This is a genomic window from Aequorivita sp. IT1183 (assembly GCF_058068265.1).
Genome location: NZ_JBYRHS010000001.1, coordinates 637,213 through 663,081 on the forward strand (window position 1 = coordinate 637,213; position 25,869 = coordinate 663,081).

Below are 25,869 nucleotides of genomic sequence, written 5' to 3' on the forward strand. Positions count from 1 at the left end.
TTGATAATGGGCATTTCATATTTATCTTTTTGGTAGTTAGAAAGTATTTAATGGTTGTTAGTTAGCTTTTTGGTTAAGATAAATCCAACCTGTGGCTTGTGGGCCATATACAGCATCGTTACCTTCAAGATCAATTACATAGAAATATGTTCCAGTAGAAAGGTCGTTGCTATTTTTATCTTGGCCTCTCCATTGGTTCGTGTAATTGTTCTGTTCAAAAACCAGCGCTCCTAATCTGTTGAAAATTTGAAGCTTTCTAATTCCAGTTCTATCGTTTAGGAAGGTAAGGTCCAATGTGTCGTTGAAACCATCTCCGTTTGGAGAAATTCCTTGTGAAATTGTACAGTTACCAATAGGATAAAGTGTAACATCTACCGAATCTGTAGCAGTACAATCGCCAACACTAATTTCTACACTATATGTCTGTGCGCCCATTAGTCCACCATCCAAAGAAATTTCTAAGGTGCTGTTGGTTTCATTTGAAATTGGTGTTCCATTTAGAAACCATTGATAGGTTGCGCCTTCTTCTGTCGTGGTAGCCGTTAACACCTGAAGTTCATTCGGACAAGTGTTGAAATCTTCATTAACTACTACTTCAAGATCCTCTCTATAAGAAACTAGCACGCTATCTGTAGCAGAACAGCTGCCAACAAATACCGTTACGGTATACGTTCCAACTTCACTAATTATTAAGGTGGAATTAGTTTCTCCTGCTATAATAGTTCCTTCAAAGCTCCACTCGTATGTGGCATCAGGATTTTGTACAGTCAGGTTAGCTTGCAATTCTACTTCAGATTCAAAACAAGTTAAGAAATCATCATTTAGAACTACTTCTATATTTTCCAAACCAACTACTACACTGTCTGTTCCCGTGCACGAATCTGCTGTAACAGTTACCGAATATGTTCCGACTTGTGTAATAATAAGTGTTTGGTTGGTTTCGCCAGTTAATAACGTTCCATCTAAAAACCATTCGTAAGTTGCGTTTTGCGGATCGCCTTCTACTGTAGCAGTAAGCGTAGTTTCCGTGTCAAAACAGCTTAAGAAATCTTCGCCTAAATCTACAATAACAGGTTCTGAAATAATAATATCAATACTATCTGATACTACACAAGGTCCAACGGTTATTTCTAAAGTATAGGTTCCGCTTTCGCTTACCGTAATAGTTGGCGTGGTTTCACCCGTGCTCCATAAATACGTTATATCTGTCGTGTTTCCGGTAATTACTGGCACAATTTCAAAAGAAGAGCCGTTGCAAAGTATCTCATCCGGACCTAAATCTAATACAGGCGGATCGTTTACAATTATATCTACTATAAAAGTTTCTTCGCTACAAGGAGGATACGTTACAGTTACACTGTAAGTGTCGCCAGAAGTAGGCGTAAAAGTTGCATCAGTAGAAACCGTTGTGCCGCTTCCGTCCATCCAGTTGTAAGTAACTAAAGTTAAATCTACATCAGGATTTATAGGGGTGGCATCCAGTAATGGAAACGCGTCGCCCAAACATAATACTACTTCTGTTGGCAAGTTTCCGCCAAGATCTTCAGGTTCGCTTAAAAGAAGCTGGAATAGAACAGTACTAAAACAAGACGGTTCTGAAGCTTTTTCTACGCGTACATAAATAATTTCAGGAATCGAAGTGTTATCGTAAGCTCCCGGAGTTGCGATAGCATTTTGATTTGATTCAGCATCAAACTGCGATAAGTGGAAAGAAACATTAAACAATGCAGGATCTTGCCCATTTAAAATCGTCGGGATTTGATCTTCCAAATTGAAAGTTTCTACTCCGTTGCCGTCACCATCGCACTCAGTTAAGTCTGGTGGGGTTACAATTTGTGGTTCTAAGTTTTGTAGGTTTAACGTAATATCGTCAATAGCCAAATCATTTCCGCAGCCACCAATAGAGTTATTAATAAGTACCAGCTGAACATCTGTATTGTTTGCAGTATTGAAAACAATAGCGAACTCTTGCCAATTAGGCTCAGCTTCGTTTTCTATATCGCCAGTATTTGTTTCGGCGATTAGGTTTCCAGCTGGATCTTCAATTCTAAAAATTACGTTTGAAGGAATTCCAGTTCCACCACAAATACCAGTATCTGTATCGTAAACCGTAGTTATCCAAGCGTTGAATGTATATTCTATGTTTTGGTTTAGTGTGATTGTTCTTCTGTAAAATTCATCTGGTGCGAAGGAAGCATTTACAAAAAGCATACGTCCATCAACATCGCCTACGGTATGGTCTTCCATATCTGTAAACCAACCAGTATTTAATCCTGCCGAAGTATTGGAGATTGTATATTCTCCATCATCTACTTGCGTAGTACCGTTAAAAGTATAATTGGTAAAAGGTGTAGAGACCCTTCCTGTTCCTGTGCCGAAGTTTTCTTCAAAATCAACACCTGCACAAACAGATTGAACAGTACAACCACCCCCAAATAGAAGTGTAATGTTTACACTGTCGCTAGCAGGGACAGTACAATTTACGCCATTGGCAATAACTTCATAATTTCCAGTTTCGGTTACAGTAAGATTTTCGCTGATTTGTCCTGGAATTATTGCACCATCTTTATACCACTCATAACTTTCGATTGGTCCTGTAAAAGTGGTTGTAATTTCAAAACTTGGCACATCGCAAAGAATTTGATCTTCTTCATTGATTGTTACGGCGCAGTCAAAAACAATGTTACAATCTGTACTACCGTTACCACCCGTTTGTCCAAGTTTAATATAACCTGGGCTCTCGTCGTAGTTGGTTATTACCAATACATAAATCTCTCCCGCTTGAGCATTGGGGATAGTGAAATTTTCGATTGGATCTATGGAGAAGCTACATGCAATCTGGTTGATAGGTTGTAGCTGAGTATAATCGCATAGGTCATCGCCAATTGCGAATGGACCCCAAGCTATAAAATCTACATCTAGTCCTGTTCCTGTTGGGTTTCCGTTAACGTCGAAAGCTGTATTTTGAATTATTTCAAAATCAAGTGTTCCACCTTGGTCTATTTGTAAATAAAACCACGCGGGATAAGGTTGAGAGCCTAAACAACCATAATCTGGGCCAGGTTCAGCATCGGGCGTACAGCTAGGATCTTGATCATTACAGTTTGCGAAAATAAGAGAACCGTTTCCTGCGCAAAATGGTTGAATGTCTGCACATGTTCCACCTCCACCTCCTTGAGCAAACAATGGCCCAGAGGTAGCGAATAACAGTAAAAGTGTAATTAGAGGAATGAGTGCTTTAAAGTTGATCGTAAAAGTAGAATGGCAACTTTGTGAATAGAGGAGTAATTTTTTATTCATAGTTTAAATTGGTGATTAGTATATCTTTAAATCGTTAACTAAATTTTAACAGCGAAATATAAGTATTTTTGAAGTATTTCATAACCATAATGCACAATTAAAAATGTTTCAAAAAGTCAAATGAAATAGAGTCGAAGGTTTAATTTCGGCTATAACCTGCTTCATACACGCTTTAGCGAGTATTATAATTTTTAAAAAGGCTGTTAATAAAATTTTCATCAATTAAAAGGTTCACCTTTTTTACGTTTTTTGATAATAATCGACGAAATGATGTTAATTGCTTGTAAAGTAGAAAATAGTGTTGCTAACTGTTTTGTACATTTGTCTTATAAACACTTTTATGATAGAACAAGCGGACATTTCATACGAAAAAGCAATATTAATCGGACTGGTTACAAAATTTCAGGACGAAGTAAAATCTGAAGAATATCTTGATGAACTTGAATTTTTGGCTTACACAGCTGGAGGCGAAGTACTAAAACGCTTTACTCAAAAAATGGACGTTCCTAATCCAAAGACTTTTATAGGTACTGGAAAACTTGAGGAGGTACGAATATTCGTAGAGGAGCATGAAATAGGGGTTGCCATTTTTGATGACGAGCTTTCGCCAGCTCAACAAAAAAATATTGAAAAGATTCTTGATTGCAAAATAATTGATCGTACCCATTTAATTCTCGACATTTTTGCGCAGCGTGCCCAAACTAGTTATGCTCGCACGCAAGTAGAATTGGCGCAGTACCAATATTTATTACCTCGATTAACAGGTATGTGGACTCACTTAGAGCGGCAGCGTGGTGGTATTGGAATGCGTGGTCCTGGAGAAACAGAGATTGAAACAGATAGACGTATAGTACGCGACAGGATTGCATTACTAAAAGAAAAGTTGAAGAAAATTGACCGTCAAATGGAGGTTCAACGTGGTAATCGTGGATCTTTAGTTCGTGTGGCGTTAATTGGTTATACAAACGTGGGGAAATCTACGGTTATGAATGCAATCAGTAAAAGTGAGGTTTTTGCCGAAAACAAACTGTTTGCAACTTTAGATACAACGGTTCGTAAAGTAGTAATTGGCAACCTCCCATTTTTGCTTACAGATACGGTTGGTTTTATTAGAAAATTGCCAACGCAATTAGTGGAGTCTTTTAAGGGTACGTTAGACGAAGTACGCGAGGCAGATTTACTGCTTCATATTGTAGATATTAGCCACCCTTCTTTTGAACATCATATTGATTCCGTAGATAAAATTTTAGAGGAAATAGGAAGTGCAGACAAACCAACAGTTATGGTTTTCAATAAAATTGATGCTTATAATCCCGAGGAAATTGAAGAAGATGATTTAATAACTGAAAAGACCAAAGCCCATTATACTTTGGAAGAATGGAAACAAACTTGGATGGCAAAACTAAACGGGGACGCTATCTTTATTTCGGCATTGAACAAAGAAAATTTTAAAGAATTCAGAAAGTTAGTTTACGAAAAAGTAAAGGAAATTCACACCACTCGCTTTCCGTACAACAGTTTTTTATATGACGAATACAAAGAAGAAGAGTAATCTATACACTACAAAACACCTGTTTTATTGTAGTTAAATAATCAAAAAAAGCTGTCAAGATTCAACTCCTGACAGCTTTTTTTATTTTCGTCTCACGTCTCACGTCTCACGTCTCAATACTAGAATCCGTAAGATAATCCCACGCCCAAAGTTTCTCTAATCTGAAAACCTTGAACGGCATTATCATCGTAAATAGCTTGGAAAGTTATATTTGAAGAAATGTATTTATTTACCTTCATTACAAGGTTGAAAGTATAATCTACATCTACGTTTTGTGGATCTTCAAGATAATTTGAATACAGATTCAAAATGTTTTCTGCGGAAATATTAGCCATCACATTAAATTTAGCATAAGCCGAAACTGAAGCGCCAAACTCGAAGCGGCTGCTTTCATTAGCATCTACTCCGAAATATTTGTTTGCGTTATAAGCATCCAACGCGCCAGGCACGGCTTCATTTACAGCAGTGAAATCTTTGTCTACAAGTATAAATTTTGCTGTTGCTGGAGAAATATTTACGTACAGATTGTCGCTTTTTTTCCAAAGCATACCTGGGCCAAACTGAATGTAAGCAGGCGATAAAATATGTGTAGTTTCAGTACGGTATCCTTCGTCTTCTGGGTTTAGATTGCTGTTAAATTCATAACCTTTGGCGAATTGCGTTTTAAAGTTGAAAAACAATGAATAGTACCAATTGCTTTCTTTTACCTGTCTTCCCAGAATTGAATTCAACTCCAAACGATCGTTGGTTTTGCGAGAATACTTATCGTCTTTATTTTTGGTTATTCCATATTCACCAGTCAAACGATTGTTCCAAGAAATTTTGTTGTACTTATAGTTGAAATCATAAGTAAGGGAAAGGTTTCCGGAATAATTGGAAGTTCCACCGCCAGTCCATTCGGCATTAAAAGCGGCTTGGTTAAATAAAAGTGAAAGATTTCCTGCACGTGTCCAACCATTTGGAACAGTATCTTTTGCGGTTTCTTCTTGGGCGATTAAGACCATTGGTGCAGTAAAAAGTACTGCAAGAAGTAAAAGTTTTTTCATTGAAATGAGATTTTTGGTTTTTGCAAAAATACTCACACTTTTGAGGATTTATCAAAAAATTAAGTTAATTCGACCTTCTCATTAAGAATTCAAAAGGGAAAAGAATAATCTACTTCTTTCTTTTAAATAGTGGAACCGAAGAGCAGGCTTCACCGTACATAATGCTTTTTGCAACTGATTGAAGTTTTTGAGCCAAAAGCACATACGCATTCTGCGGAATTGGTTTATGAGCACAACCCTTAATAATTACGGCTCTGTCTGCATATTCTGAAACATCTAGATTTTGAAGTATTTCAGCAAAAAGAATACTTTCCAATTCTTCTAAACTTCCAACAGTAACTTTTTTAGCAAAAGGAGCCAAATGAAGCGATAATAGTAAATAAGCCCAACCGGGAACAATAGCATCTGTACTGCAAAAAAGCGCTACATATTTATTTTCGTATTGGGACCAATCGTGAGTTGCTGCTTTTTCACGAAAATCACTTTCGCGAAGCACAATGCCTTCCAGCAACCACTGCGAAATATCAAAAGCAATCCTTTCGCCTTTCGGATATAAATCCTCAAGGTTAAAAGTTACAAGCTTACTGTTTGCTACGCGATTTATAATTTCTTCAGACATTATATTGATACTATTGATTCTCTGGCTATGATTATGTTAATTACGAATAAGGATAACTGGCAACTACCACTGAATACTGAACAGTGAACACGCTTTTAAAGCATTCCCAATTCTAGCCTAGCTTCTTCGCTCATTAATTCTTGGGTCCAAGGCGGATCGAAAGTTATTTCTACTTCGGCGTCTTTTATCATTTTCATCGATTTTATTTTATCTTCCACTTCCTTTGGTAGGCTTTCTGCCACCGGACAGTTGGGAGTTGTAAGGGTCATCAATATTTTTACTTCGTAATCTTCATTTATGAAAACGTCGTAAATAAGTCCGAGTTCATATATATCAACTGGAATTTCTGGATCGTAAATAGTTTTTATAACGGCGATTATTTTTTCGCCCAATTCGGCCATGTCTATTTTTGTATCTGTTTCCATTTGTCTATTTATTTACTTGTGTTTGATATGCCAACGCATACATTTTCATTTGTTTTATCATTGAAACCAAACCATTTGCGCGAGTAGGCGAAAGGTGTTCTTTGAGGCCGATTTCATCAATAAAATCTGTATTTGCATCTAGTATTGCCTGTGGTTTTTGATCTGAAAAAACACGTACTAAAATTGCAATTATTCCTTTGGTAATAATGGCATCGCTATCTGCAGTGAAAATGATTTTATCATCTTTCATTTCAGAATTGAGCCATACTTTGCTCTGGCAGCCTTTTATTAGTTTATCGTCGTTCTTTAAATTTTCGTCAATCAGCGGAAGCGATTTACCGAGATCTATCATATATTCATAACGCTGCATCCAGTCGTCGAACATTGAAAACTCATCGATTAATTCTTCCTGTATTTTTTCAATCGTCATAAATCTCTTTTAATTATTTCCGTCTTTTTTTGCGCTTAGCAAAACACCTCTGTCTGTTTTGGAATATAATGTAAGTATGCCATTCTCTATTGCGTACGAACCTGTATTATTAAGCGCCTCCAAAAAGTCACGCTCTGTTTTCATAATATCTTTTTCGGTACACATTTTTTCACTTACGGCAAGATCGCTAAAATCTATAGCATACAAATTCAGGGTATAATTCCCAAAAACTGAATTACAACCAGTTGTCCCTCGGAACGAATTGTCTAAAGCAGACATTGTAAATGTTGGGTTTGTAGTATTGGTAAGTTTCTTTCCGTTAATTGCAGAAACAGTGTAACTACCCGTTAGTTGCACGCTTCCAGCAACGTCAATTACTCTTTTAGTTTCATCGCAACTAGTAAAAAGAACTGTAAAAATCAAAATGGATAATGTGGCAAGTGTTTTCATTATGGTGTGATTTAGAGTTAAACAGTCAAAGTTCAGCTTTTAAGCATTAGTTAATATTCAACTTAACATCATTTTAGCCTTTTTTACAGCATTTACTAATGCATCTACTTCTTCTAAAGTATTGTAAAATGCAAAAGAGGCACGAACGGTTCCGGGAATTTTATAAAAATCCATAATAGGTTGTGCGCAATGATGCCCCGTGCGCACTGCAATACCTAGTTTGTCTACAATAGTCCCAATGTCGTACGGATGTATTCCTTCAATGTTGAATGAAACTACCGAGGTTTTATCTGGGCCAGTACCATAAATTTTTAAACCTTCAATTTCTAAAAGTTTCTCTGTGGCGTATTTTAAAAGTTCGTTTTCGTGCTTTTCAATGGCCTCAAAACCAATGGTATTAAGATAATCTATGGCTGCACCAAATGCAATTCCGCCACAAATATTGGGCGTTCCGGCTTCAAATTTATGTGGGAGTCCAGCATAGGTTGTTTTTTCGAAAGTAACTTCGGCTATCATCTCGCCACCACCTTGGTAAGGCGGAAGTTTATTACCCCATTCTTCTTTCATATAAAGAATGCCGATTCCCGTTGGTCCGCACATTTTGTGAGCCGAGGTTACGTAAAAATCTACATCTAATTTCTGAAGATCGGGTTTAATATGCGAACAAGATTGTGCGCCGTCAATAAGTACAGCGGCTCCAACTTGATGCGTCTTTTCAATTATTTTTTCAATTGGGTTTATGGTTCCCAATGCGTTTGAAATATGATTTACAAACACAAGTTTTGTCTTTTCGGAAAGTAGTTTTTCGTATTCTGAAAAAATTAAACCACCTTCTTCATTCATCGGAATTACCTTCAAAATGGCTCCAGTTTTCTCACAAAGCATTTGCCACGGCACTATATTGCTGTGATGCTCCAGTGCGGAAACAATTATTTCGTCGCCTTTCTTCAAAATTTCAGAAAAACCACTAGCAACTAGATTTATTCCGTGGGTTGTGCCTGCGGTGAAAATAATTTCGTAAGCTTCCTTCGCATTAAAGTGCTTTTGAATTTTTTGACGCGCAGTTTCATAAGCGTCCGTAGCTTCTTGCGAAAGCGTGTGCACGCCACGATGGATGTTTGCGTTGTAATTACTGTAATAATCTACAATGCTATCAATAACCTGCTGCGGTTTTTGGGATGTCGCAGCATTGTCCAGATATACCAATGGATAGCCGTTAACCTTTCGGGAAAGGATTGGGAAATCGCTACGTATTTTTTGGATGTTGAAGGACATTAAAGATTATATATTTTGTAATTAAGAGTTGAAGTTTTGCCGCCAATTCACGAACAATGAATTTTTAAAATCGAAATTGTGAATTCGCGGCAACCTTTATAAACTATAGCTGAAAGCCTAAACTCACTCCAATTTTATTGGCAATAAGTTTGTTGATTCTAACTTTCAATTCCGGAATTTGTACACTTTCCAAAACGGTGTTTGCAAATGCGTACATCAGCAAAGCACGAGCTTCTTTTAAACCAATTCCACGGCTACGGAGGTAGAATAAAGCATCTTCGTCAAACTGGCCAATTGTGCAACCGTGCGAACATTTAACGTCGTCGGCAAAAATTTCCAACTGTGGTTTGGCGTTTATGGTAGCTTTATCGTCAATTAAAATATTGTTATTCTGCTGAAAAGCGTCAGTCTTCTGAGCATCTTTTTCAACAACAATTTTTCCGTTAAAAACACCAATAGATGATTCTGCAAAAAGACCTTTATAATCTTGGTGACTTTCACAATTTGGTGCAATATGGTGTACCAAAGTGTTGTGGTCTACGTGTTGTTTCTTTTCAAGAATTGTAATTCCTTTTAGCGTAGAATCGCAATGCTCACCGTATTGATAAAAGTTGAGATTGTTGCGAACTAATTTTCCGCCAAACGAAAAAGTATGCACGCGGCAAACCGTATCGCGTTGTTGCGAAATATATGTATTGTCTATTAATGAAGCAGTGGCTTCATCGTTTTGAATTTTATAGTAGTCAACATAAGCGCGCTTTTCGGCAAAAATTTCCGTTACCGAATTTGTCAAAACCTCATTACCTGAAAGGCTCTGGTGACGCTCAATAATTTGAACATGTGCGTTTTCACCAACAACAATTAAATTTCGTGGTTGAAGAAACATTGCAGCTTCATTTCCGGTAGAGAAATTGATGATTTCAATAGGCTTTTCAACCTCTTTGTGCGCGGGAATATGAATGTAAGCACCTTCTTTTGTGAAAGCTGTATTCAGCGAAGTTAAACTATCGCTTTTGGCTACTTTGTTGAAATAGGCTTCAATAACAGGTTTGTACTTGCTTTTATTTAAAGCTGCAGACATTAAACAAACATCCAGTGTGTCGTGTGTTGTTTCCGAGAGAAACGAATTGTAAACCCCGTCTACAAATACAAGTTTGTACGTATCTATTTCGTGAAGAAAATACTTGCGAACATTCTTAAGTTCAACGTTTCTTTCTTTATCTGAATAGATGCTGAAATCTGTCTTTAACAACGAATTTAATGAAGTGTATTTCCAGGCTTCATCCTTTTTAGTAGGAAACCCTTTTTCCTCGAATATTTTAATGGCGTTGTTTCGCACATCGTGCAAAGGCGAATCAAACTCTAAGTGATCCTCGAGCCCAATATATGATGATAATAATTTGTCTTTAAAACTCATTTCTTTTAATTCAGAATTCATAATACGCAATTCAGTATTCAAGATAACCTTGAACTTTGAATCTCGAACTTTGAATTATTAAACCAATTCTTCCTTAATCCAGTCGTATCCTCTTTCTTCTAGCTCGTAAGCAAGTTCTTTGGTGCCGGATTTTACTATTTTTCCATTCATAAGTACGTGTACGTAATCTGGAACTATATAATCCAATAGACGCTGATAATGCGTAATTAAAAGCACTGCGTTGTCTTTGCTTCTCAACTTGTTTACACCGTTGGCAACAACCTTTAACGCATCAATATCCAAACCTGAGTCGGTTTCGTCAAGAATAGCCAGTTTTGGTTCTAACATTGCCATTTGGAAAACTTCGTTTCTTTTCTTTTCACCTCCAGAAAAACCTTCGTTTAAAGAACGCGAAAGAAACTTACGATCTATCTCTAGCATGTCTGCTTTTTCCTTTATTTTTTTCAGCATTTCAGAAGCTGGCATATCTGCTTGACCTTGAGATTTGCGTGTTTCGTTAATTGCTGTTTTTATAAAGTTGGTTACTGAAACACCAGGAATTTCCACAGGATATTGAAACGAAAGAAAGATACCTTTGTGTGCTCTTTCCTCTGGATCTAATTCTGAAATATCCTCGTTTTCAAAAGTTATATAACCTCTTGTAACCTCAAACTCATCTTTGCCCGCAACAACTGAAGCTAACGTACTTTTTCCTGAACCATTCGGGCCCATTATTGCGTGCACTTCACCTGCTTTCACTTCTAAATTTATACCTTGCAGTATATCTTTTCCTTCTAGTCCGGCGTGTAAATCTTTTATTTTTAACATGTTAATTTTTCTTTGCTGTTTCTTCAAATTTTATATCTGCTTCTGAAGGTTTATCGCTCACCCTCATAATTTCATTAATTGTAATTACTTCTTCCCATTCGCTGTCGGCATCTGTATTTTTAGATACAATACCTTTTACAACTACATTCACCATATCAAACTCATTCTTCTTAACGGCAGAAATTTGCTTAGAAAGTTGGTCTGAAACTTCATTACGTTTTACACCGTAAATAAAGTTTGTACCCATTAATACCAAAGCGCCGTTAGAATCTATATAATCACCTTTGTAGGCTTTAGTCCCCTCTGCGTCGGTTGTATTTTCTGTCGTGATTTCATCAGCATCCTTATTTTTTTCTTCGGAATTTTTACAAGAAAAAACGGCTGCCGAAAGCATTAGCATCAAAATGAATTTTTTCATAATCAAGAGTTGTTTTTTAGAAAATTATTTAAATTTTAGAAAAAACTGTTATCCAACAGATCCTTCAAGACTTATTTCCAAAAGTTTTTGAGCTTCCACGGCAAATTCCATCGGAAGCTTATTTAGAACTTCTTTGCTAAAACCATTTACAATAAGCGCAATTGCTTTTTCGGTATTAATACCACGCTGGTTGCAATAGAAAATTTGGTCTTCACCAATTTTACTAGTAGTAGCCTCGTGCTCTATTTGTGCGGTTTTATTTTTAACTTCTATGTAAGGGAAGGTGTGTGCGCCACAACTATTCCCCATTAAAAGGGAGTCACATTGCGAAAAGTTTCGGGCATTATCTGCATTAGGTAAAATTTTCACCAATCCACGGTAACTGTTTTGCGATTTCCCTGCTGAAATACCTTTTGAAATAATGGTACTTCTTGTGTTTTTACCAATATGAATCATCTTTGTACCCGTATCAGCCTGCTGAAAGTTATTTGTTACAGCAATAGAGTAAAATTCACCAATAGAATTATCACCCTTTAAAATACAGCTAGGGTACTTCCAAGTTACTGCACTTCCTGTTTCAACTTGTGTCCACGAGATTTTAGCGTTTTTCTCGCAAATTCCGCGCTTCGTCACAAAATTGAAAACCCCACCTTTTCCTTCTTTATTTCCTGGAAACCAGTTTTGCACAGTTGAATATTTTATTTCGGCATCATCTAATGCTATCAATTCAACCACTGCTGCGTGTAATTGGTTTTCGTCGCGGCTTGGAGCCGTACAACCTTCCAAATAACTAACGTAACTTCCTTCATCAGCAATTACGAGGGTTCTTTCAAACTGTCCTGTATTTGCTTGATTTATTCTGAAATATGTAGAAAGCTCCATTGGGCAACGAACGCCTTTCGGGATGTAGCAAAAAGAGCCATCACTAAACACTGCGCTATTTAAGGCAGCGTAAAAGTTATCGCGCTGCGGAACAACAGTACCCAAATATTTTTTTACTAATTCTGGATGCTCTTTAATTGCTTCAGACATAGAACAAAAAATAATGCCCTTTTCTCCCAAAGTTTTTTTGAAAGTTGTTGCAACAGAAACTGAATCCATTACTATATCTACGGCAACGCCAGCAAGTTTCTTTTGCTCGTCTAAAGAAATTCCGAGTCTTTTGAATGTATCCAAAAGTTCGGGATCTACTTCGTCAATGCTATCGTACTTTGGTTTGTTGTTTGGCGCAGAATAGTAAGAAATTGCTTGAAAGTCGGGTTTTTTGTAATGTACATTAGCCCATTCTGGTTCAACCATTTCTTGCCAATAACGAAAAGATTCTAATCGCCATTCGGTCATCCATTCGGGCTCTTCTTTCTTTTTTGAAATAGCACGAACCACATCTTCATTCAATCCAACAGGGAAAGTGTCAGATTGTATATCTGTATAGAAACCGTATTCGTATTCTTTGGTTTCTAATTCTTTTTTTAAATCATCTTCAGTATACTTACTCATCTTCAATTAATGTTTTAAAGTGAAAAAGACTCTCCGCAGCCACAGGTGCGGTTTGCATTCGGATTATTGAATACGAATCCTTTTCCGTTAAGGCCGCCACTGTACTCCAGGGTGGTGCCAACTAGATATAAAAAGCTTTTTTTGTCTACAGCTATTTTTACTTGATCTTCTTCAAAAAGTTTATCGTTTTCACCTAAACTATGATCAAACTTCAATTCATAGCTCAAACCAGAACAGCCGCCGCTTTTTACACCTACGCGCACAAAATCATCTGCAATATTGAAGCCTTCTTCAGCCATCAATTGTGCGATTTTTGATTTGGCGTTTATACTTATCTTAATCATATGTAGATTAATTCTAAATTAGACGGCAAATATACATCAAATGGAACTTTTAACCATAGAGAAGCGGGAAATTAAACCTATGGTGCGATAGTTTTAAACAATAATTAACACCTTGGTTTTTATTGCTTAGTTGAAGAAGGAAAAAGGGCTGAAATTAATTGGGATCGTGAAAATTTGGGTTGTTGATAAAGGAGGGGTCTGAAAGTGAAAGAAGGAACGCTTTTAAGTCTGCTTTGTCGAGCTCAGTTAACTGAACTCCGCCTCGAGAAACGGCTTTCATTAACGGATCTATAGTTCTGGAATAGACAAGACCTTCGCTATAATGATTTATTACTTCATCTAAAGTTTCAAAGCGACCGTCGTGCATATAAGGCGCAGTGTAAGCCAAGTTGCGAAGTGATGGCGATTTAAAAAGCCCGTCGTCGTAGGGATCGCCGGTTACATTACCCAATCCTTTGTCCGAAATAATAGCATCCAAACCGTTGTTGTGGAAAATATTGTCGCTCCAAAGCGGACTGTTTTCATTACCGTGACAGTGAAAGCAGTCTCCGCGAGATTCGTCCATAAATATTTGGAAACCGTTCAATTCCTGCGGTGTTAGTTCACTTTCGCCTAAAAGATGTTTATCAAAAGGTGAATTTGCCGAAATAATTGTTCTCTCAAACTGTGCAATGGCTTTTGCTGTAAGCTCTTTGGTAATAGTGGTGGTGCCGAAAGCTTTATTAAAAAGTTCAGGATACTGGCCGTTGTTCTGTAAACTACCCACGGCATTCTCCCAAGTATTGTGCATTTCAATAGGATTGGTAACGGGTTCTAAGGCTTGTAATTCAATGCTCATGGCACGTCCATCCCAGAAAAATTTGTTGTCTCTATTCCAAGCCATGTTAAAGATTGGCATGGAATTCCGTGTACCTTCTACACCGTCTATCCCAACACTGAAACGATTATCGTCAGTAAAAGATTTGGCGGGATTGTGGCAAGAGGCACATGCTTGTGTTCCATCCCCCGAAAGAATTGGGTCAAAGAATAGTTTTCTTCCTAACGCAATACCTTCTACAGTTTGTGGATTGTCTGCTGGAATAAAAGGCGGCGGAAGTAATCGTTCAAGAATGGGCGGAACCGTCAATGCTTTTGGAGTGGGGGTGTACTCATCGATAGGTTCCTCTGAAGCTGAATCATTCGAAGAACACGATAAAACAAGGCACAATGCTGTTATCCCAAATACTAATTGATAAATTCTCACAGGGCCTATTTTCATCTTTATTGTGTTACTTCTCCAATACTGAATACGGAAGCACCGTTTCTTTGCATATCTTTTTGAGCAAGATAATTCATCATAAGATCTGTACTGCGATCTTCTAAATTCCACGTCAATGGATTTTTGTACCATTCTGAGATATCCATTTTTATTTCGATAGTAGTATCATCAGTAATTGTAAAGTTTTTATCAAAATTTAATGCTATAAAATTCTGCTCAAAAACACCATCACTTACTCGAGCAGTACCATTGTGAAAATTATAAGGTTGAGGTGCACCCGCTGCGTCATCAAAAGTGCCTTCCATTTGCATGAAATGATATCCGCCTCCTGCCATAGAAGGCCAATTCCAATTCCCATCATTTAAATCTGGGTAAGCACCGCTAACATTGTCTGCTTCATTAAACCCGTATATAAAAGCGATTCCAGTATAATCTCCAGTTATTACAGGTATTGCTGGTGAAAACGATAGCGTGTTACGGTCTGAAAGATCTATTAAATTGTATTCGTCAAAATTGATTGTAGTACCATCAGCTTTTATTAGTACGATTCTTGAAATTAAATAGCGAAGTTTAGTAATCTTAATTAAATTTCCTGCTTCATTTAGAAATTCTGTAGCGTTAAAATCTGCCTCTGTTACTGGGTTTCCCGCCCAGTTTTGTGTAAAAAGAATAGTTGCACTTTTTTCGTATGTGCAGGAGCCATCGTCTGTATTTGCCGCGGGATTGTAATTAAGTGAACTAAGATCCATACATCCCAGGACTTCAGTCTGTGGCTCGTCGCTACTGCTACAGCCAATAGCCACAAAAGTCATGATAAGTAAAAAAGCGAGTGTTTTCATAATTTCAAAAACGTGTATTAGATAATATTAGTTCAGTATAATCAATAAAAAATCTTTTGATCCCTTGTTTAAAGGAATGTCCAAATCATTACTTTCACTATTGCCAACGGCCACAATTTTGTTGTCTGTAGTTTCAATTGCTTCGGAAGCAAAATCGATACTCGAGCCGCCAATGCTCTTTTGAAATTTTAAATTTCCGGTTGCATCAACCACAAATACCCAAACGTCGTTTAGACCATTATTATTTTGTAAATCGCCATCTGCGCTTCGGCTGTGTCCACTTAAAATATAATCTCCGTTGTTGCGCTGTACGATACTATGAGCGGTATCGAACTGTAAACCACCAAAAGATTTTTGCCAGATTTTGTTGCCATTGTCATCAAATTTTACCATCCAAGCATCCGCATTACCCCGCGGATTAGTTACGTCTTGGTCTGCACTTCGCGAGTCGCCAACCATTATATAATTGCCGTCATCGGTTTTAATTGAAGCGTACGAATTATCTATTTCTTCGCCTCCAAAAGACTTTGTCCACAGCAAATCGCCAGTTGCTGTTAAGCGAACGGCCCAATAATCATAACTTCCTTTAAAGTCTGTTTTGTCATAATCTTCACTTTCAGAAGTGCCGGTCATTAAAAAACCGCCGTCTGCTGTTTCTAGGGCGTCATAACTTCTATCGTTATTGCTTCCGCCAAAATACCGTCTCCATTGAGTGGTACCGTCGGATTTCAGCTTAATGCCCCAATATTCGCCTACACCGTGCATGGCGCCTTTATTAAAATCATTACCAGCGCCGCCACTTGCCGAAACATCAAAATAGCCAGTTATAAAATAACCACCATCTGAAGTTTGAAAAGCCTTAGAGGCCTGATCGCTGCCTGAAAATCCAAAATTTTTCTCCCAAATAATACCACCGGATGCATTTATCTTTACGACCCAATAATCTTGAAAACCTGCATTTTGGTTAACATCGCCATCGTTGCTGGTAGTATATCCAGATAGCAGAAAACCACCATCATTAGTTTTGGTAATTCGCGAAGCATTTTCATCATCGCTGCCGCCATAGGTTTTGCTCCAAATAATATCTCCAGTTTTCGAAAGTTTCAACAGCCAGAAATCGCTGTCGTTACCAGCGCGATCTGTGATATCGCCGTCTGAGCTTCGGGTAGTCCCCAAAACCAGATAGTTGCCATCTGCTGCTTCAACCACCGAGACCGCTTCATCAATTCCGCTTCCACCGTAGGTTTTCACGAGTTCAACTTCACCGTTAATTTCAGGCTCAGGTTCGTTACCGTCATCTTTTCCGCAAGAAAAAAGAAGGAATGAAAATGATAGTAGAAAAAGAAGTGCTTTAAATCTATAAATTTTAATAATTAGCATAAAAGGAATGCTTGTTTTTTAGTCTATTAATAAACGTTTTGTTGTAGTTGAATTTATTTTCATCACATACATTCCCGATTGTAATTTCGAAATATTTAAACTTTCTGAAAGACTATTTGTAAAGCTCTGTTCCATTACTTTTTGACCAAGAACATTGTAAATTTCAATTTTGTTTATCGGTTCTACTTTAGAAGAAACTGTAACTATCTCCTTCGCTGGGTTGGGTGCAATTGCAAAATTTGTAACAGCATTATCATTAACTCCCAACAATGGATCTCTAACTATAAATAGACCTCTGTCAATATCGCTAATAACAATATTACCACTCGCAAAATATGGATACACACTCCAAGCTCCGTCAAAACGAGCTGAATTGCTTGAAGGGTAAGTGTCGAAAAATTTAGTTTCTACCATATTTTGGTTTTCAATATCACTAATATCTAAAACTCTTAAGCCTGCACGGTAGCTAGAAAGGTAGAATTCATCTCCTTTTACATATCCGTTATGGTCTATTGCTGCCACATCTGCTTCGTACTCAAAATGAACAACTGGATTGTCTAAGTCCGATACATCAAAAACGATGGTTCTAGTATTAAAACCGAAGTTGGCTTCGTCTAATTCGTCTCCAATAATAAAGAAACGCTTATCCTCTGTTAACCAACCTTGGTGTGTGTAATCTACACTTCCATAAAAACCTACTGAAATGCCTACAGGATTATTTTTGTTTGTTACATCTACAATTGAAATTCTGTCTTCATTACTTCCAAAAAGAATTTCGCGACCTGCGTAATCTGCATCTGGGCCATCATACATTACTACTTGGGCATCATGACTATAGTTGTCTCCAGTAAATTGTCCCTCTTGAATTGGGTTTAAAGGATCCTGAATATTTATAAAAATAGGACCTCCATTATTTCCGTCAGATCCTACCGCATAGGCATAACCTGTTTCTTCATTAATTACTATGTTATGACAGTTTCCAAAACCGCTGAAATGCGCATCCTCAGTAAAAGTCTCTGGAGCATTTGTTACATTACGAAGGCGAGTAAGATCGAAAATTTGCATTCCGTGACTGCCAGAATTTACATCGCTTACTATAAATGCATAATTATTATATACTTTAATATCTCTCCAACTGCTTGAACCAGTGTGAGTAGGTAGTTTTCCAAGATATACAGGATTTACGGGATCTGTAATATCTACAAATGCAGCCCCATTCCCAAGGCCCATTATAACGTATTCTTTTCCATCTTGTGGGTCTGTCCATCCCCAAGAATCGTTTCCTCTATCTGAGCCAAAAACATTAAGGCCAATATTTGATTGTAAATCTAGGCCATTACAGGGATACTGCCCTGCCATGCCATTTACACAGGGTGTTTGTGCTACAGTAATTATACTAATTAATAGTGCTAAAAGGGGTAGTGCTTTTTTCATTGGTTTGTATGCTAAATTTATATGAGGGGCTAAATGTACTCATATTTTAAGCCTCTTTACAAGCGTAAGAGGTTAAATATTAATGTCATGCTATAATATTTTTTATAAGAAGGGTTATAAATATAAAATACCATTATTTATGATTAGCTTTTTTATTGCTATTTGAAACTGTATTTTTGCAGAAAATTGCAATAAATCTATTTTATGTTTGAGAATAAAGATAATTCCGCAACCAGTATTGGAAATTTGGGCGAGTTTGGACTAATTGAGCACCTCACGAAAAATTTCAAAATAAAACAAAAATCGACTGTCAAAGGGATTGGAGACGATGCCGCTGTGATTTCCTGCAATGCTAAAAATGAAATTGTAGTTACTACAGATTTATTGGTGGAAGGAGTTCATTTTGACTTAAGCTATATGCCCTTAAAGCATTTAGGATACAAGGCTGTGGTGGTAAATATTTCAGATGTTTTCGCTATGAATGCCGAACCTACGCAGATTACGGTAAGCATTGCAGCTTCAAATAGATTTCCGGTGGAAGCATTGGAAGAACTTTACGCAGGAATTACAGCCGCGGCAAAAGTGTATAATGTAGATGTAATAGGTGGCGACACAACTTCTTCAACTACAGGTTTGTTGATAAGCATAACCGCTTTAGGTACAGTAAATAAAGGAGAAGCTATTTATAGAGACGGCGCGAAAGAAAATGATTTGCTGGTAGTTACTGGCGATCTTGGCGCAGCTTATATGGGCTTGCAAATTTTAGAACGCGAAAAGGAAGTTTTTAAAGTGAATCCTAACTCGCAACCAGATTTGGAACCTTATTCCTATTTGGTGGAGCGCCAATTGAAACCCGAAGCACGAAAAGACATTTCTGGTTTGTTGAAAGAACTAGACGTGAAACCTACTGCAATGATTGATATTAGCGACGGACTTTCTTCAGAAATACTTCATATCTGTAAAAGCTCTAAAGTGGGTTGTAATGTATACGAAGATAAAATTCCACTAGATCCGCAAGTTATTTCTACTTGTGAAGAATTTAATCTTGATAGTACAACTATAGCTTTAAGCGGTGGCGAGGATTACGAATTGCTCTTTACAGTTAAACAGGAAGATTTCCCGAAAATAAAAGCTAATCCGCACTTCTCTATTATTGGTCATATTACGAATGAAAAAGAAGGCGTGCATTTAATTAGCCGCGCAGGAACAAAAATACCATTGATTGCAAGGGGTTGGAATGCGTTGAATAATGACGACTAAATTTCGGAAAGGCGCGTAAGGGGATAATTCCTAAGTAAGAAATTCTATTATTTTGAAAGTTGTAAGTAGCATTTTAGCGTATTAATCGCTTTCTCCTTTTTCTGAAAAAACGCAATAGCTTCTCATTCAGTTTGCGACGTTTTTGAGTAAGCTTTTCAAGTTTACCAAAACGATTGTTCGAAACCTCCTTTCCGCAACAAGCACATTCATATTCGAAAATTTGATTGTTGATTTTGCGGATTACAATGTAATCGTGGCCAAATGCAATACATATTAGGCTTAAGATTGGAGGTCGTCTTTGGGGCACGACATTTTCCATCTTTAAGAAATTATTTTGGGGTTAACATACCAAAATTAATAATTTTTCAGATAAAACGCAACTTTTAGCCGATTAAGTGCAGGTTATTCGCAACGGCATCTTTATTTTCAATTACGCTCATATGTCCTCCTTTAATAATTGCTGTTGTGGCTCCACAATGCTCAGCAAGTTTTATTGCCTCCAATAGTGGTAAAATAGGGTCTTCTTCAGAAAAAATAAGATGTTTTTCTTTTGCGAAGTTTTTCAGTATTTCTGTGCGGTCCTTTCGGTCGCGCATTCCTCTAATGGCTGCCTTTATACCTTCAACGGGGAAAGTATATGCTTCATCTTTTAAAGCTTCAATTTCCGAATTGAATTTTTCGCGGGACGATTCAGCAAATAAATTTCCAATAGCCATACTAATAAATGCTTTTGGATTTTTATCAATAACTTTAATTGCTCGATTTCGATTTTTCTTTCTTTCTTCGGAATCTGCCGCGGGAGATGAATTAAGAAGAACTAATTTATCAACCTTTTCAGGAAATAATTCGGCGAAAGCCAAAGCAACATAACCGCCCATTGAATGCCCAATGAATGTAGCTGAGGTTATTTGTAAATGTTGTACTATTTCATCAACCACTTCTGCCATTAATTCCATAGTGTGGATTTCAGAAATAACATCACTTTTTCCGTGGCCGGGAAAATCTATTGTAACGACAGTATTGTTTTCAGTCAGCTGTGGCAACAATGGTTTCCACATTGTAGCGCTCTCTAAAAAACCATGAAGCAATATTATTGCAGGCCCTTTTCCAAGGGTTTCGTAATGGATTGGAATGTTTTTGTAGTTAAAAATCATATGCTTAAAAAAAGACCCACAAGGTTTAGTAAACTTTGCAGGTCTTTATTCTTTAATATTTATTCTGTACTCTATTTGTTCATGATATCTTCAATCTCTTCTGCATCAATAGGAATGTTGCGCATTAGATTGAAAGGCTCGCCGTTTTTCTGAATAACTACATCGTCTTCCAAACGAACTCCGAAACCTTCTTCAGGAATATAGATTCCTGGTTCAACAGTGAAAACCATATTTTCATCCATTTTTTCCCAAAGCACACCATAATCGTGAGTGTCTAGACCAATGTGGTGGCTGGTGCCGTGCATAAAGTATTTTTTATAAGCAGGCCATTTTGGGTCTTCGTTTTTTACATCTGCTTTGTCCAAAAGTTTTAAACCGAGAAGTTCCTTAGTCATCAATTTGCCAACTTCTTCGTGAAATTCTTTCCAGTAAGCTCCAGGAACGAGCATTTTTGTAGCGTCGTCTTTTACGCGTTTTACTGCATCATAAACTTCGCGTTGACGCTTGCTGAATTTTCCGCTTACGGGAACGGTTCTAGTCATATCGCTAGAATAGTTTGCGTATTCTGCGCCCACATCAAGCAATATTAAATCGCCTGCTTTACATTGTTGATTATTTACAACATAGTGAAGCACATTTGCGTTGTTTCCGCTTCCAATTATAGGAGTATATGCGAAACCACGCGAGCGATTTCTTAAAAATTCGTGCATATATTCGGCTTCAATCTCGTACTCCCAAACGCCAGGTTTTACGAAATCTAAGATTCTGCGATGTCCTTTTTCAGTGATATCGCACGCTTTCTGCATTATATCTAATTCTATTTGATCTTTCACAGAACGCAATGCTTGCAAAATAGGATTGCTGCGTTCCCAACTGTGTGCAGGAAATTTTGCTTTTGTAGTGTTTATAAAACGATCTTCGCGAGTTTGGGTTTCAACACTTTGACGGTAGTGCTCGTTGGTGTTGAAATAAATGCGCTCTGCTTGCGTCATTACTTCATAGAAAATCTTATCGAATTCTTTTAACCAGAAAATAGACTCAATTCCGCTTACTTCAGTACCTTTTTCCTTGGTTAGTTTTTCACCTTCCCAAACTGCAATATGGTCGTTGGTTTCGCGAACAAAAAGCATTTCGCGGTGCTCTTTATTTGGTGCGTCTGGAAAAAGAACCAATATAGTTTCCTCTTGATCTGCGCCCGATAAATAGAAAATATCTCGTGCCTGCTGAAAAGGCATAGTGCTATCTGAGCTAATTGGATAAATATCGTTACTGTTAAAAACTGCTACACTTTTCGGCTTCATCTGCGCCATAAAGTTTTTGCGATTTTTTACAAAGAGTTTGCTGGGTATTTGATCGTACTTCATCTGAATGTTTTATGAATTTCTTCAAAATTAATTATTTCAAAGTTATTGTAGCGGAGTAGAGGGTTAAAAGTGTATTAATTGTTTTTATGAATGCTTTTCTTCTTCCTGTAAATCAACAACAACTGAATTAGCCACAAAATCGTGAATGGCTTTTTTCTTATTATTACCACTTATCGTTAAAAAAGATAGCCATCCTAAAAGTGATTTAAATACAAAACGAAGCAGTGCCATGGGGAATGATATTTTTCTATTGGTACTATCATCTCTTCTAACCCCGATTCCGTTATACGAATGTCCAATTGTTCCACCAAATAGACTTGTAAACAAAGGGTCGTAGAACAGAAATATAAAGAGGATAACAATAACCCTAAAATAATTTGGAACACTTTCAAAAAGCCCGAAAATTTCGCTGGCGGCATACATTATTCCTATTATAATAATAGAATCTATAAAGACGGCTTTTATGCGGCTTAAAAGTGTGGAGTATAATAAAGTCATAGGGTTTTGAATGGTTTATGCTAGATTCTTACTCTACTTTATAAATAGTTTGGGTGGCAACAAAGTCTATTCCGTCTATTTTGGCTTCGAAGGTGTAATTGTCATCTTCAGTCGAAATAATTTTTACTTTCAGTACATTGTCTTTATAAAACTCCACTCGCTCTGGGCGACCTTTAATCATTTGTAGCGTGTATTCGCAAGGATTTGTCCATACCACTTTGTAAGTGAATTGCTCGCCAGTACCTTCAACTGTTTCAATTTGAATGGAATCATTTCGGGTGATGGTACAGGCAAAATCCAATTCGGGATTGCTAATTTTAAACGTTCCGTTTTTAAATTTTTCGCAATCGTTTTGGGCGGAAATCGTAAAGAATGGAGCAAGTAGGGCAAGAAGTAAAAGTTGTTTCATAAGTTTTGGTGTTTGAAAAGTTTGAAATTAAAAGAGGCTAATATTTAAAATTTATTTCGTAAAAATTATTCCTTTATCCATGCGGCAAAGGCTGCAAGTTTTTCTTCATTTTCGACTAGCCATGTTTCGGCTTTTTCGTTTCCGCTTTGCGAAATATACATGCAGTATGTTTCCAAATGGTCGCTCTTGGCTAGATCATAAAAGAAAGGGACATAAAAATTCCAATAGAGACCTTTTGACTTCTTCTTTTTCAATTCACCCAATACCTGAAAGAACGAATCGGTATTTTCCACAAAAAGTTCTTCGGCAGTTTTATTTGCATTCTCGGGCAACATATTCGAGGCACCCATAAGACCCAGCATTAGTGCAGCAGCAGAAAAGGGGTCGTCGTCGTCGCTCATAGAAATATTTATAGTGATTGCATTGTCTTTATCTTGAGTTACGTTCCCACCAGAATTTTTACGAAGCATAGTATAAGCTTCTAAAGAGCGAGAAGAATTTGGTTCTAATAAAAGGAAATAATAGTTAGCCAACAACGATTGAACGGTATTGCCTTTGGCAAATTCTATGTTTGCCAGCATCCAGTGACTACTGCCGTGGTTTGGGTTGTTGTCAATGGCTTTAATTACATTTTCATGGGCTTCGGCCATTTGGTTCAGTTTGTAATGATTCAGAGCCAAATTATAATGAAGTAAGTAATTATTGGGAAATTTCCGGATGGCTTTTTCAAAAAGTTTGATAGACTCCTTCACTTTTCCCATCATGTCCAAGGCTGAACCTTTAATAAGATAGGCATTGACTAGATTGTCATCTTTTTTGTCAATTATCATATCTGCGCGAGCAATCGAATTTTTATAATCCTTTTTCTTAAAATAGCTCAAGGCCATTTCATAGTTTACGACGGTAGATTGTGGGTCTAGTATTAAGGCTTTGTTGTAGGCTTCCAAGGCCTTGTCATAATCTCCTTGGTCGTGATACGCTATACCTTCTTCTATATAGGAATTTATATTGTTTTGGGAATGAAGCGTTGTTAAGCAAAGGATAATTGTGAGGAGTAGTATTTGTTTCATATATCTGTTTATCAATTTGGTATATTTTATTTTAGTTGTTTTTGAATGCCATTTTATTGTGAAAAATTGTTCCGTTTTTTAATCCGCTTGTTACTGAATTCGGTTAAGACTCTTCTTATTAAATGTAAAAAACTTAAAATTCCGAGCGTATAACATATAATTACCCAAATCAACTTTGCTTAGTCAAGTCCTTCTTTAATCTGTAAGCCTAGAATAATAATGTCACAAATTAATAAAGAAATGTGTTGTTTTTTACCTCAGTTCTTTGTTACCTGTAGTTTTTCAATCGTTCGTTGAACCATTCTATTACTAAATCATTCAATTCATTTTTCTTTTCAGTAAAATAATGGTCTGTATCGAATTTCCTTAATTCAAAATCATATTCCACTATTTTTAACTTGTCAGCAATTTTGTCTGCTTGTTCAGGATTTACTCTTTTGTCATTAGTACCACACAAAATTAAAAGACTGCTACTTTTGTTTAATTCGTTTGCCCAATAAATTGCTGAACGTTTTTTTAATTCTGATTCTTTATTTTGATAATAATTTGGAACACATTCCGCAATAACATTAGATTCCATTTTAGGTCTTTCAGAAATTATTCCAAACAAATCAGTTGGACCATTTCCAATAATAGCAGTTTTTATTTTATCGGATTTTTGAAGTGCCAAATATGTCATCATTCCTCCTCGCGACCAACCAAACATTCCTATAGAATTAGAATCGGCTTTTTCAATTTCTTTTACGGTTTCGGTCAAATTAAGAACGTCATTTATTTCTAAACCTCCGAATTCGTCGTTTTCTCGATAGTTACTTCCGATTATTACATAACCTTGTTCGGCTAATTTTGAAGTATACATTATTAAATTTCCAATAGTCAATTCGCCAAAATCTCTATTTCCACCTCGATTAAAAATTACAACGGGAAATTTTCCTTCTTTTTTTGGCTCAACAATTATTCCTCGAACTTTTAAGCTGTCACTTTGATAAGTAATAAAATAAAAATCCAACTTTTTTAAATGCTCAAAATCTGAATGTAATTGGTTGTCTTGAGAAATCCTTTCCCAAATCGGTGTTTGGGAAATATTCACTAATTCTTTTGACAGTATTTTTCCATTTTGTGCAAATCCCAAACTTGTAAAAAGTAAGAAAAATATTGAAGTTAAAAATCTGTTCATAGGTTTTCTTCAAATTACAGGTAACGTGTTTGTGTATAATTAGTTGCGTGGTTAAGCGAGAGAGTTAACAAATATACACGACATAGAAAATCCGCGAGGATTTTCGTGAGTAAGCTAAAACCAAGCAATTATAACATCTATGAAAAAGCAGCGAGTCTCGTATCTTTAAAGTTCACCAAAACAATAAGATATGAAATTAGAACCCACTGCCCAACCAAAGTTATACATTGGCATCGACATTCACAAGCGGAGCTGGAAAGTTCATTGCGCCACCGATCTGTTTGGAGAAAAGTCCTTCGCGATGCCCCCAATACCTGAAGTGCTGCAACAATATGTAGCCAAACATTTCCCAGAACACGAGGTTTTTACTGCCTATGAAGCTGGCTGTTGCGGCTATTACGCCCATCGCAGTTTTGAGCAATACG

Annotated in this window: 25 protein-coding genes and 1 pseudogene; 3 read left to right on the forward strand and 23 right to left on the reverse strand. The window is 36.9% G+C overall.

The window, feature by feature from the left end:
* Positions 1-57: 57 nt before the first annotated feature.
* The gene (locus AC3RVF_RS02790; protein ID WP_489692682.1) at positions 58-3,300 is read right to left on the reverse strand and encodes a T9SS type B sorting domain-containing protein; all 3,243 of its coding nucleotides are present in this window, start codon (positions 3,298-3,300) and stop codon (positions 58-60) included.
* A 340-nt stretch (positions 3,301-3,640) separates the two neighbouring features.
* Between AC3RVF_RS02790 and hflX the strand changes: the two genes are divergently transcribed.
* Complete coding sequence (hflX, locus tag AC3RVF_RS02795; protein ID WP_489692683.1) at positions 3,641-4,852, forward strand: GTPase HflX; 1,212 nt, start codon at positions 3,641-3,643, stop codon at positions 4,850-4,852.
* A gap of 119 nt (positions 4,853-4,971) precedes the next feature.
* Here hflX and AC3RVF_RS02800 read toward each other — a convergent pair whose 3' ends face one another.
* From AC3RVF_RS02800 to AC3RVF_RS02870, 15 genes are all read right to left on the reverse strand, one after another.
* Positions 4,972-5,898, reverse strand: a complete 927-nt coding sequence (locus tag AC3RVF_RS02800; RefSeq protein ID WP_489690153.1) for a DUF3078 domain-containing protein — start codon at positions 5,896-5,898, stop codon at positions 4,972-4,974.
* Positions 5,899-6,007: 109 nt separating this feature from the next.
* Entirely contained in the window at positions 6,008-6,517 is a 510-nt protein-coding gene (locus AC3RVF_RS02805) for a DUF2480 family protein (RefSeq protein ID WP_489690152.1), read from the reverse strand.
* Between the two features lie 95 nt (positions 6,518-6,612).
* Positions 6,613-6,942: a DUF59 domain-containing protein gene (locus tag AC3RVF_RS02810; protein ID WP_489690151.1), complete on the reverse strand. Its 330-nt coding sequence runs from the start codon at positions 6,940-6,942 to the stop codon at positions 6,613-6,615.
* Positions 6,943-6,946: 4 nt separating this feature from the next.
* The gene (locus AC3RVF_RS02815; protein WP_489690150.1) at positions 6,947-7,372 is read right to left on the reverse strand and encodes a SufE family protein; all 426 of its coding nucleotides are present in this window, start codon (positions 7,370-7,372) and stop codon (positions 6,947-6,949) included.
* A gap of 9 nt (positions 7,373-7,381) precedes the next feature.
* Positions 7,382-7,822: an META domain-containing protein gene (locus AC3RVF_RS02820; protein ID WP_489690149.1), complete on the reverse strand. Its 441-nt coding sequence runs from the start codon at positions 7,820-7,822 to the stop codon at positions 7,382-7,384.
* A gap of 57 nt (positions 7,823-7,879) precedes the next feature.
* Positions 7,880-9,097, reverse strand: coding sequence for an aminotransferase class V-fold PLP-dependent enzyme (locus tag AC3RVF_RS02825; RefSeq protein WP_489692684.1), 1,218 nt, complete (start codon positions 9,095-9,097; stop codon positions 7,880-7,882).
* A gap of 103 nt (positions 9,098-9,200) precedes the next feature.
* Positions 9,201-10,514: a Fe-S cluster assembly protein SufD gene (gene sufD, locus AC3RVF_RS02830; protein WP_489690702.1), complete on the reverse strand. Its 1,314-nt coding sequence runs from the start codon at positions 10,512-10,514 to the stop codon at positions 9,201-9,203.
* A gap of 78 nt (positions 10,515-10,592) precedes the next feature.
* Entirely contained in the window at positions 10,593-11,342 is a 750-nt protein-coding gene (gene sufC / locus AC3RVF_RS02835; RefSeq protein ID WP_489690147.1) for a Fe-S cluster assembly ATPase SufC, read from the reverse strand.
* A 1-nt stretch (position 11,343) separates the two neighbouring features.
* On the reverse strand, positions 11,344-11,760 hold the full coding sequence (locus tag AC3RVF_RS02840; protein ID WP_489690146.1) for a hypothetical protein: 417 nt from the start codon (positions 11,758-11,760) through the stop codon (positions 11,344-11,346).
* Between the two features lie 48 nt (positions 11,761-11,808).
* Complete coding sequence (gene sufB, locus AC3RVF_RS02845) at positions 11,809-13,257, reverse strand: Fe-S cluster assembly protein SufB (RefSeq protein ID WP_489690145.1); 1,449 nt, start codon at positions 13,255-13,257, stop codon at positions 11,809-11,811.
* Between the two features lie 14 nt (positions 13,258-13,271).
* The gene (locus AC3RVF_RS02850; RefSeq protein ID WP_489690144.1) at positions 13,272-13,601 is read right to left on the reverse strand and encodes a HesB/IscA family protein; all 330 of its coding nucleotides are present in this window, start codon (positions 13,599-13,601) and stop codon (positions 13,272-13,274) included.
* Between the two features lie 154 nt (positions 13,602-13,755).
* Positions 13,756-14,859 (reverse strand): cytochrome-c peroxidase, encoded by a 1,104-nt coding sequence (locus AC3RVF_RS02855; protein ID WP_489692685.1) that lies wholly within the window; start codon positions 14,857-14,859, stop codon positions 13,756-13,758.
* A gap of 2 nt (positions 14,860-14,861) precedes the next feature.
* Positions 14,862-15,698, reverse strand: coding sequence for an MbnP family protein (locus AC3RVF_RS02860; protein ID WP_489692686.1), 837 nt, complete (start codon positions 15,696-15,698; stop codon positions 14,862-14,864).
* 27 nt (positions 15,699-15,725) lie between these two features.
* Positions 15,726-17,078, reverse strand: a complete 1,353-nt coding sequence (locus tag AC3RVF_RS02865) for a hypothetical protein (RefSeq protein WP_489690141.1) — start codon at positions 17,076-17,078, stop codon at positions 15,726-15,728.
* Between the two features lie 18 nt (positions 17,079-17,096).
* Entirely contained in the window at positions 17,097-18,512 is a 1,416-nt protein-coding gene (locus AC3RVF_RS02870; protein WP_489690140.1) for a choice-of-anchor B family protein, read from the reverse strand.
* Positions 18,513-18,716: 204 nt separating this feature from the next.
* Between AC3RVF_RS02870 and thiL the strand changes: the two genes are divergently transcribed.
* The gene (thiL, locus tag AC3RVF_RS02875; protein WP_489690139.1) at positions 18,717-19,772 is read left to right on the forward strand and encodes a thiamine-phosphate kinase; all 1,056 of its coding nucleotides are present in this window, start codon (positions 18,717-18,719) and stop codon (positions 19,770-19,772) included.
* A 73-nt stretch (positions 19,773-19,845) separates the two neighbouring features.
* Here thiL and AC3RVF_RS02880 read toward each other — a convergent pair whose 3' ends face one another.
* The 7 genes from AC3RVF_RS02880 to AC3RVF_RS02910 form a co-directional block, all read right to left on the reverse strand.
* On the reverse strand, positions 19,846-20,091 hold the full coding sequence (locus AC3RVF_RS02880; protein WP_489690138.1) for a DUF1660 family phage protein: 246 nt from the start codon (positions 20,089-20,091) through the stop codon (positions 19,846-19,848).
* A gap of 64 nt (positions 20,092-20,155) precedes the next feature.
* Positions 20,156-20,926, reverse strand: a complete 771-nt coding sequence (locus AC3RVF_RS02885; RefSeq protein ID WP_489690137.1) for an alpha/beta fold hydrolase — start codon at positions 20,924-20,926, stop codon at positions 20,156-20,158.
* A 71-nt stretch (positions 20,927-20,997) separates the two neighbouring features.
* Complete coding sequence (locus tag AC3RVF_RS02890; RefSeq protein WP_489690136.1) at positions 20,998-22,290, reverse strand: aminopeptidase P family protein; 1,293 nt, start codon at positions 22,288-22,290, stop codon at positions 20,998-21,000.
* Between the two features lie 84 nt (positions 22,291-22,374).
* Positions 22,375-22,788, reverse strand: coding sequence for an RDD family protein (locus tag AC3RVF_RS02895; protein ID WP_489692687.1), 414 nt, complete (start codon positions 22,786-22,788; stop codon positions 22,375-22,377).
* 28 nt (positions 22,789-22,816) lie between these two features.
* Entirely contained in the window at positions 22,817-23,197 is a 381-nt protein-coding gene (locus AC3RVF_RS02900) for a hypothetical protein (protein ID WP_489692688.1), read from the reverse strand.
* A 65-nt stretch (positions 23,198-23,262) separates the two neighbouring features.
* The gene (locus AC3RVF_RS02905; protein WP_489692689.1) at positions 23,263-24,267 is read right to left on the reverse strand and encodes a tetratricopeptide repeat protein; all 1,005 of its coding nucleotides are present in this window, start codon (positions 24,265-24,267) and stop codon (positions 23,263-23,265) included.
* A 268-nt stretch (positions 24,268-24,535) separates the two neighbouring features.
* On the reverse strand, positions 24,536-25,444 hold the full coding sequence (locus tag AC3RVF_RS02910) for an alpha/beta hydrolase family protein (protein WP_489692690.1): 909 nt from the start codon (positions 25,442-25,444) through the stop codon (positions 24,536-24,538).
* A 190-nt stretch (positions 25,445-25,634) separates the two neighbouring features.
* Here AC3RVF_RS02910 and AC3RVF_RS02915 point away from each other — a divergent pair.
* Positions 25,635-25,869: pseudogene (locus AC3RVF_RS02915) on the forward strand (IS110 family transposase); the annotation flags it as partial.

What these genes read in the sequence shown, in the direction of transcription:
- AC3RVF_RS02810 (WP_489690151.1), bottom strand. Translation starts at nt 6,942, where the DNA reads ATGGAAACAGATACAAAAATAGACATGGCCGAATTGGGCGAAAAAATA.
- AC3RVF_RS02895 (WP_489692687.1), bottom strand. Translation starts at nt 22,788, where the DNA reads ATGACTTTATTATACTCCACACTTTTAAGCCGCATAAAAGCCGTCTTT.
- hflX (WP_489692683.1), top strand. Translation starts at nt 3,641, where the DNA reads ATGATAGAACAAGCGGACATTTCATACGAAAAAGCAATATTAATCGGA.
- AC3RVF_RS02805 (WP_489690152.1), bottom strand. Translation starts at nt 6,517, where the DNA reads ATGTCTGAAGAAATTATAAATCGCGTAGCAAACAGTAAGCTTGTAACT.
- sufB (WP_489690145.1), bottom strand. Translation starts at nt 13,257, where the DNA reads ATGAGTAAGTATACTGAAGATGATTTAAAAAAAGAATTAGAAACCAAA.
- AC3RVF_RS02910 (WP_489692690.1), bottom strand. Translation starts at nt 25,444, where the DNA reads ATGAACAGATTTTTAACTTCAATATTTTTCTTACTTTTTACAAGTTTG.
- AC3RVF_RS02865 (WP_489690141.1), bottom strand. Translation starts at nt 17,078, where the DNA reads ATGCTAATTATTAAAATTTATAGATTTAAAGCACTTCTTTTTCTACTA.
- thiL (WP_489690139.1), top strand. Translation starts at nt 18,717, where the DNA reads ATGTTTGAGAATAAAGATAATTCCGCAACCAGTATTGGAAATTTGGGC.
- AC3RVF_RS02890 (WP_489690136.1), bottom strand. Translation starts at nt 22,290, where the DNA reads ATGAAGTACGATCAAATACCCAGCAAACTCTTTGTAAAAAATCGCAAA.
- AC3RVF_RS02880 (WP_489690138.1), bottom strand. Translation starts at nt 20,091, where the DNA reads ATGGAAAATGTCGTGCCCCAAAGACGACCTCCAATCTTAAGCCTAATA.
- AC3RVF_RS02800 (WP_489690153.1), bottom strand. Translation starts at nt 5,898, where the DNA reads ATGAAAAAACTTTTACTTCTTGCAGTACTTTTTACTGCACCAATGGTC.
- AC3RVF_RS02905 (WP_489692689.1), bottom strand. Translation starts at nt 24,267, where the DNA reads ATGAAACAAATACTACTCCTCACAATTATCCTTTGCTTAACAACGCTT.
- AC3RVF_RS02790 (WP_489692682.1), bottom strand. Translation starts at nt 3,300, where the DNA reads ATGAATAAAAAATTACTCCTCTATTCACAAAGTTGCCATTCTACTTTT.
- AC3RVF_RS02900 (WP_489692688.1), bottom strand. Translation starts at nt 23,197, where the DNA reads ATGAAACAACTTTTACTTCTTGCCCTACTTGCTCCATTCTTTACGATT.
- AC3RVF_RS02870 (WP_489690140.1), bottom strand. Translation starts at nt 18,512, where the DNA reads ATGAAAAAAGCACTACCCCTTTTAGCACTATTAATTAGTATAATTACT.
- AC3RVF_RS02820 (WP_489690149.1), bottom strand. Translation starts at nt 7,822, where the DNA reads ATGAAAACACTTGCCACATTATCCATTTTGATTTTTACAGTTCTTTTT.
- sufD (WP_489690702.1), bottom strand. Translation starts at nt 10,514, where the DNA reads ATGAGTTTTAAAGACAAATTATTATCATCATATATTGGGCTCGAGGAT.
- AC3RVF_RS02855 (WP_489692685.1), bottom strand. Translation starts at nt 14,859, where the DNA reads ATGAAAATAGGCCCTGTGAGAATTTATCAATTAGTATTTGGGATAACA.
- AC3RVF_RS02815 (WP_489690150.1), bottom strand. Translation starts at nt 7,372, where the DNA reads ATGACGATTGAAAAAATACAGGAAGAATTAATCGATGAGTTTTCAATG.
- AC3RVF_RS02825 (WP_489692684.1), bottom strand. Translation starts at nt 9,097, where the DNA reads ATGTCCTTCAACATCCAAAAAATACGTAGCGATTTCCCAATCCTTTCC.
- sufC (WP_489690147.1), bottom strand. Translation starts at nt 11,342, where the DNA reads ATGTTAAAAATAAAAGATTTACACGCCGGACTAGAAGGAAAAGATATA.
- AC3RVF_RS02885 (WP_489690137.1), bottom strand. Translation starts at nt 20,926, where the DNA reads ATGATTTTTAACTACAAAAACATTCCAATCCATTACGAAACCCTTGGA.
- AC3RVF_RS02860 (WP_489692686.1), bottom strand. Translation starts at nt 15,698, where the DNA reads ATGAAAACACTCGCTTTTTTACTTATCATGACTTTTGTGGCTATTGGC.
- AC3RVF_RS02850 (WP_489690144.1), bottom strand. Translation starts at nt 13,601, where the DNA reads ATGATTAAGATAAGTATAAACGCCAAATCAAAAATCGCACAATTGATG.
- AC3RVF_RS02840 (WP_489690146.1), bottom strand. Translation starts at nt 11,760, where the DNA reads ATGAAAAAATTCATTTTGATGCTAATGCTTTCGGCAGCCGTTTTTTCT.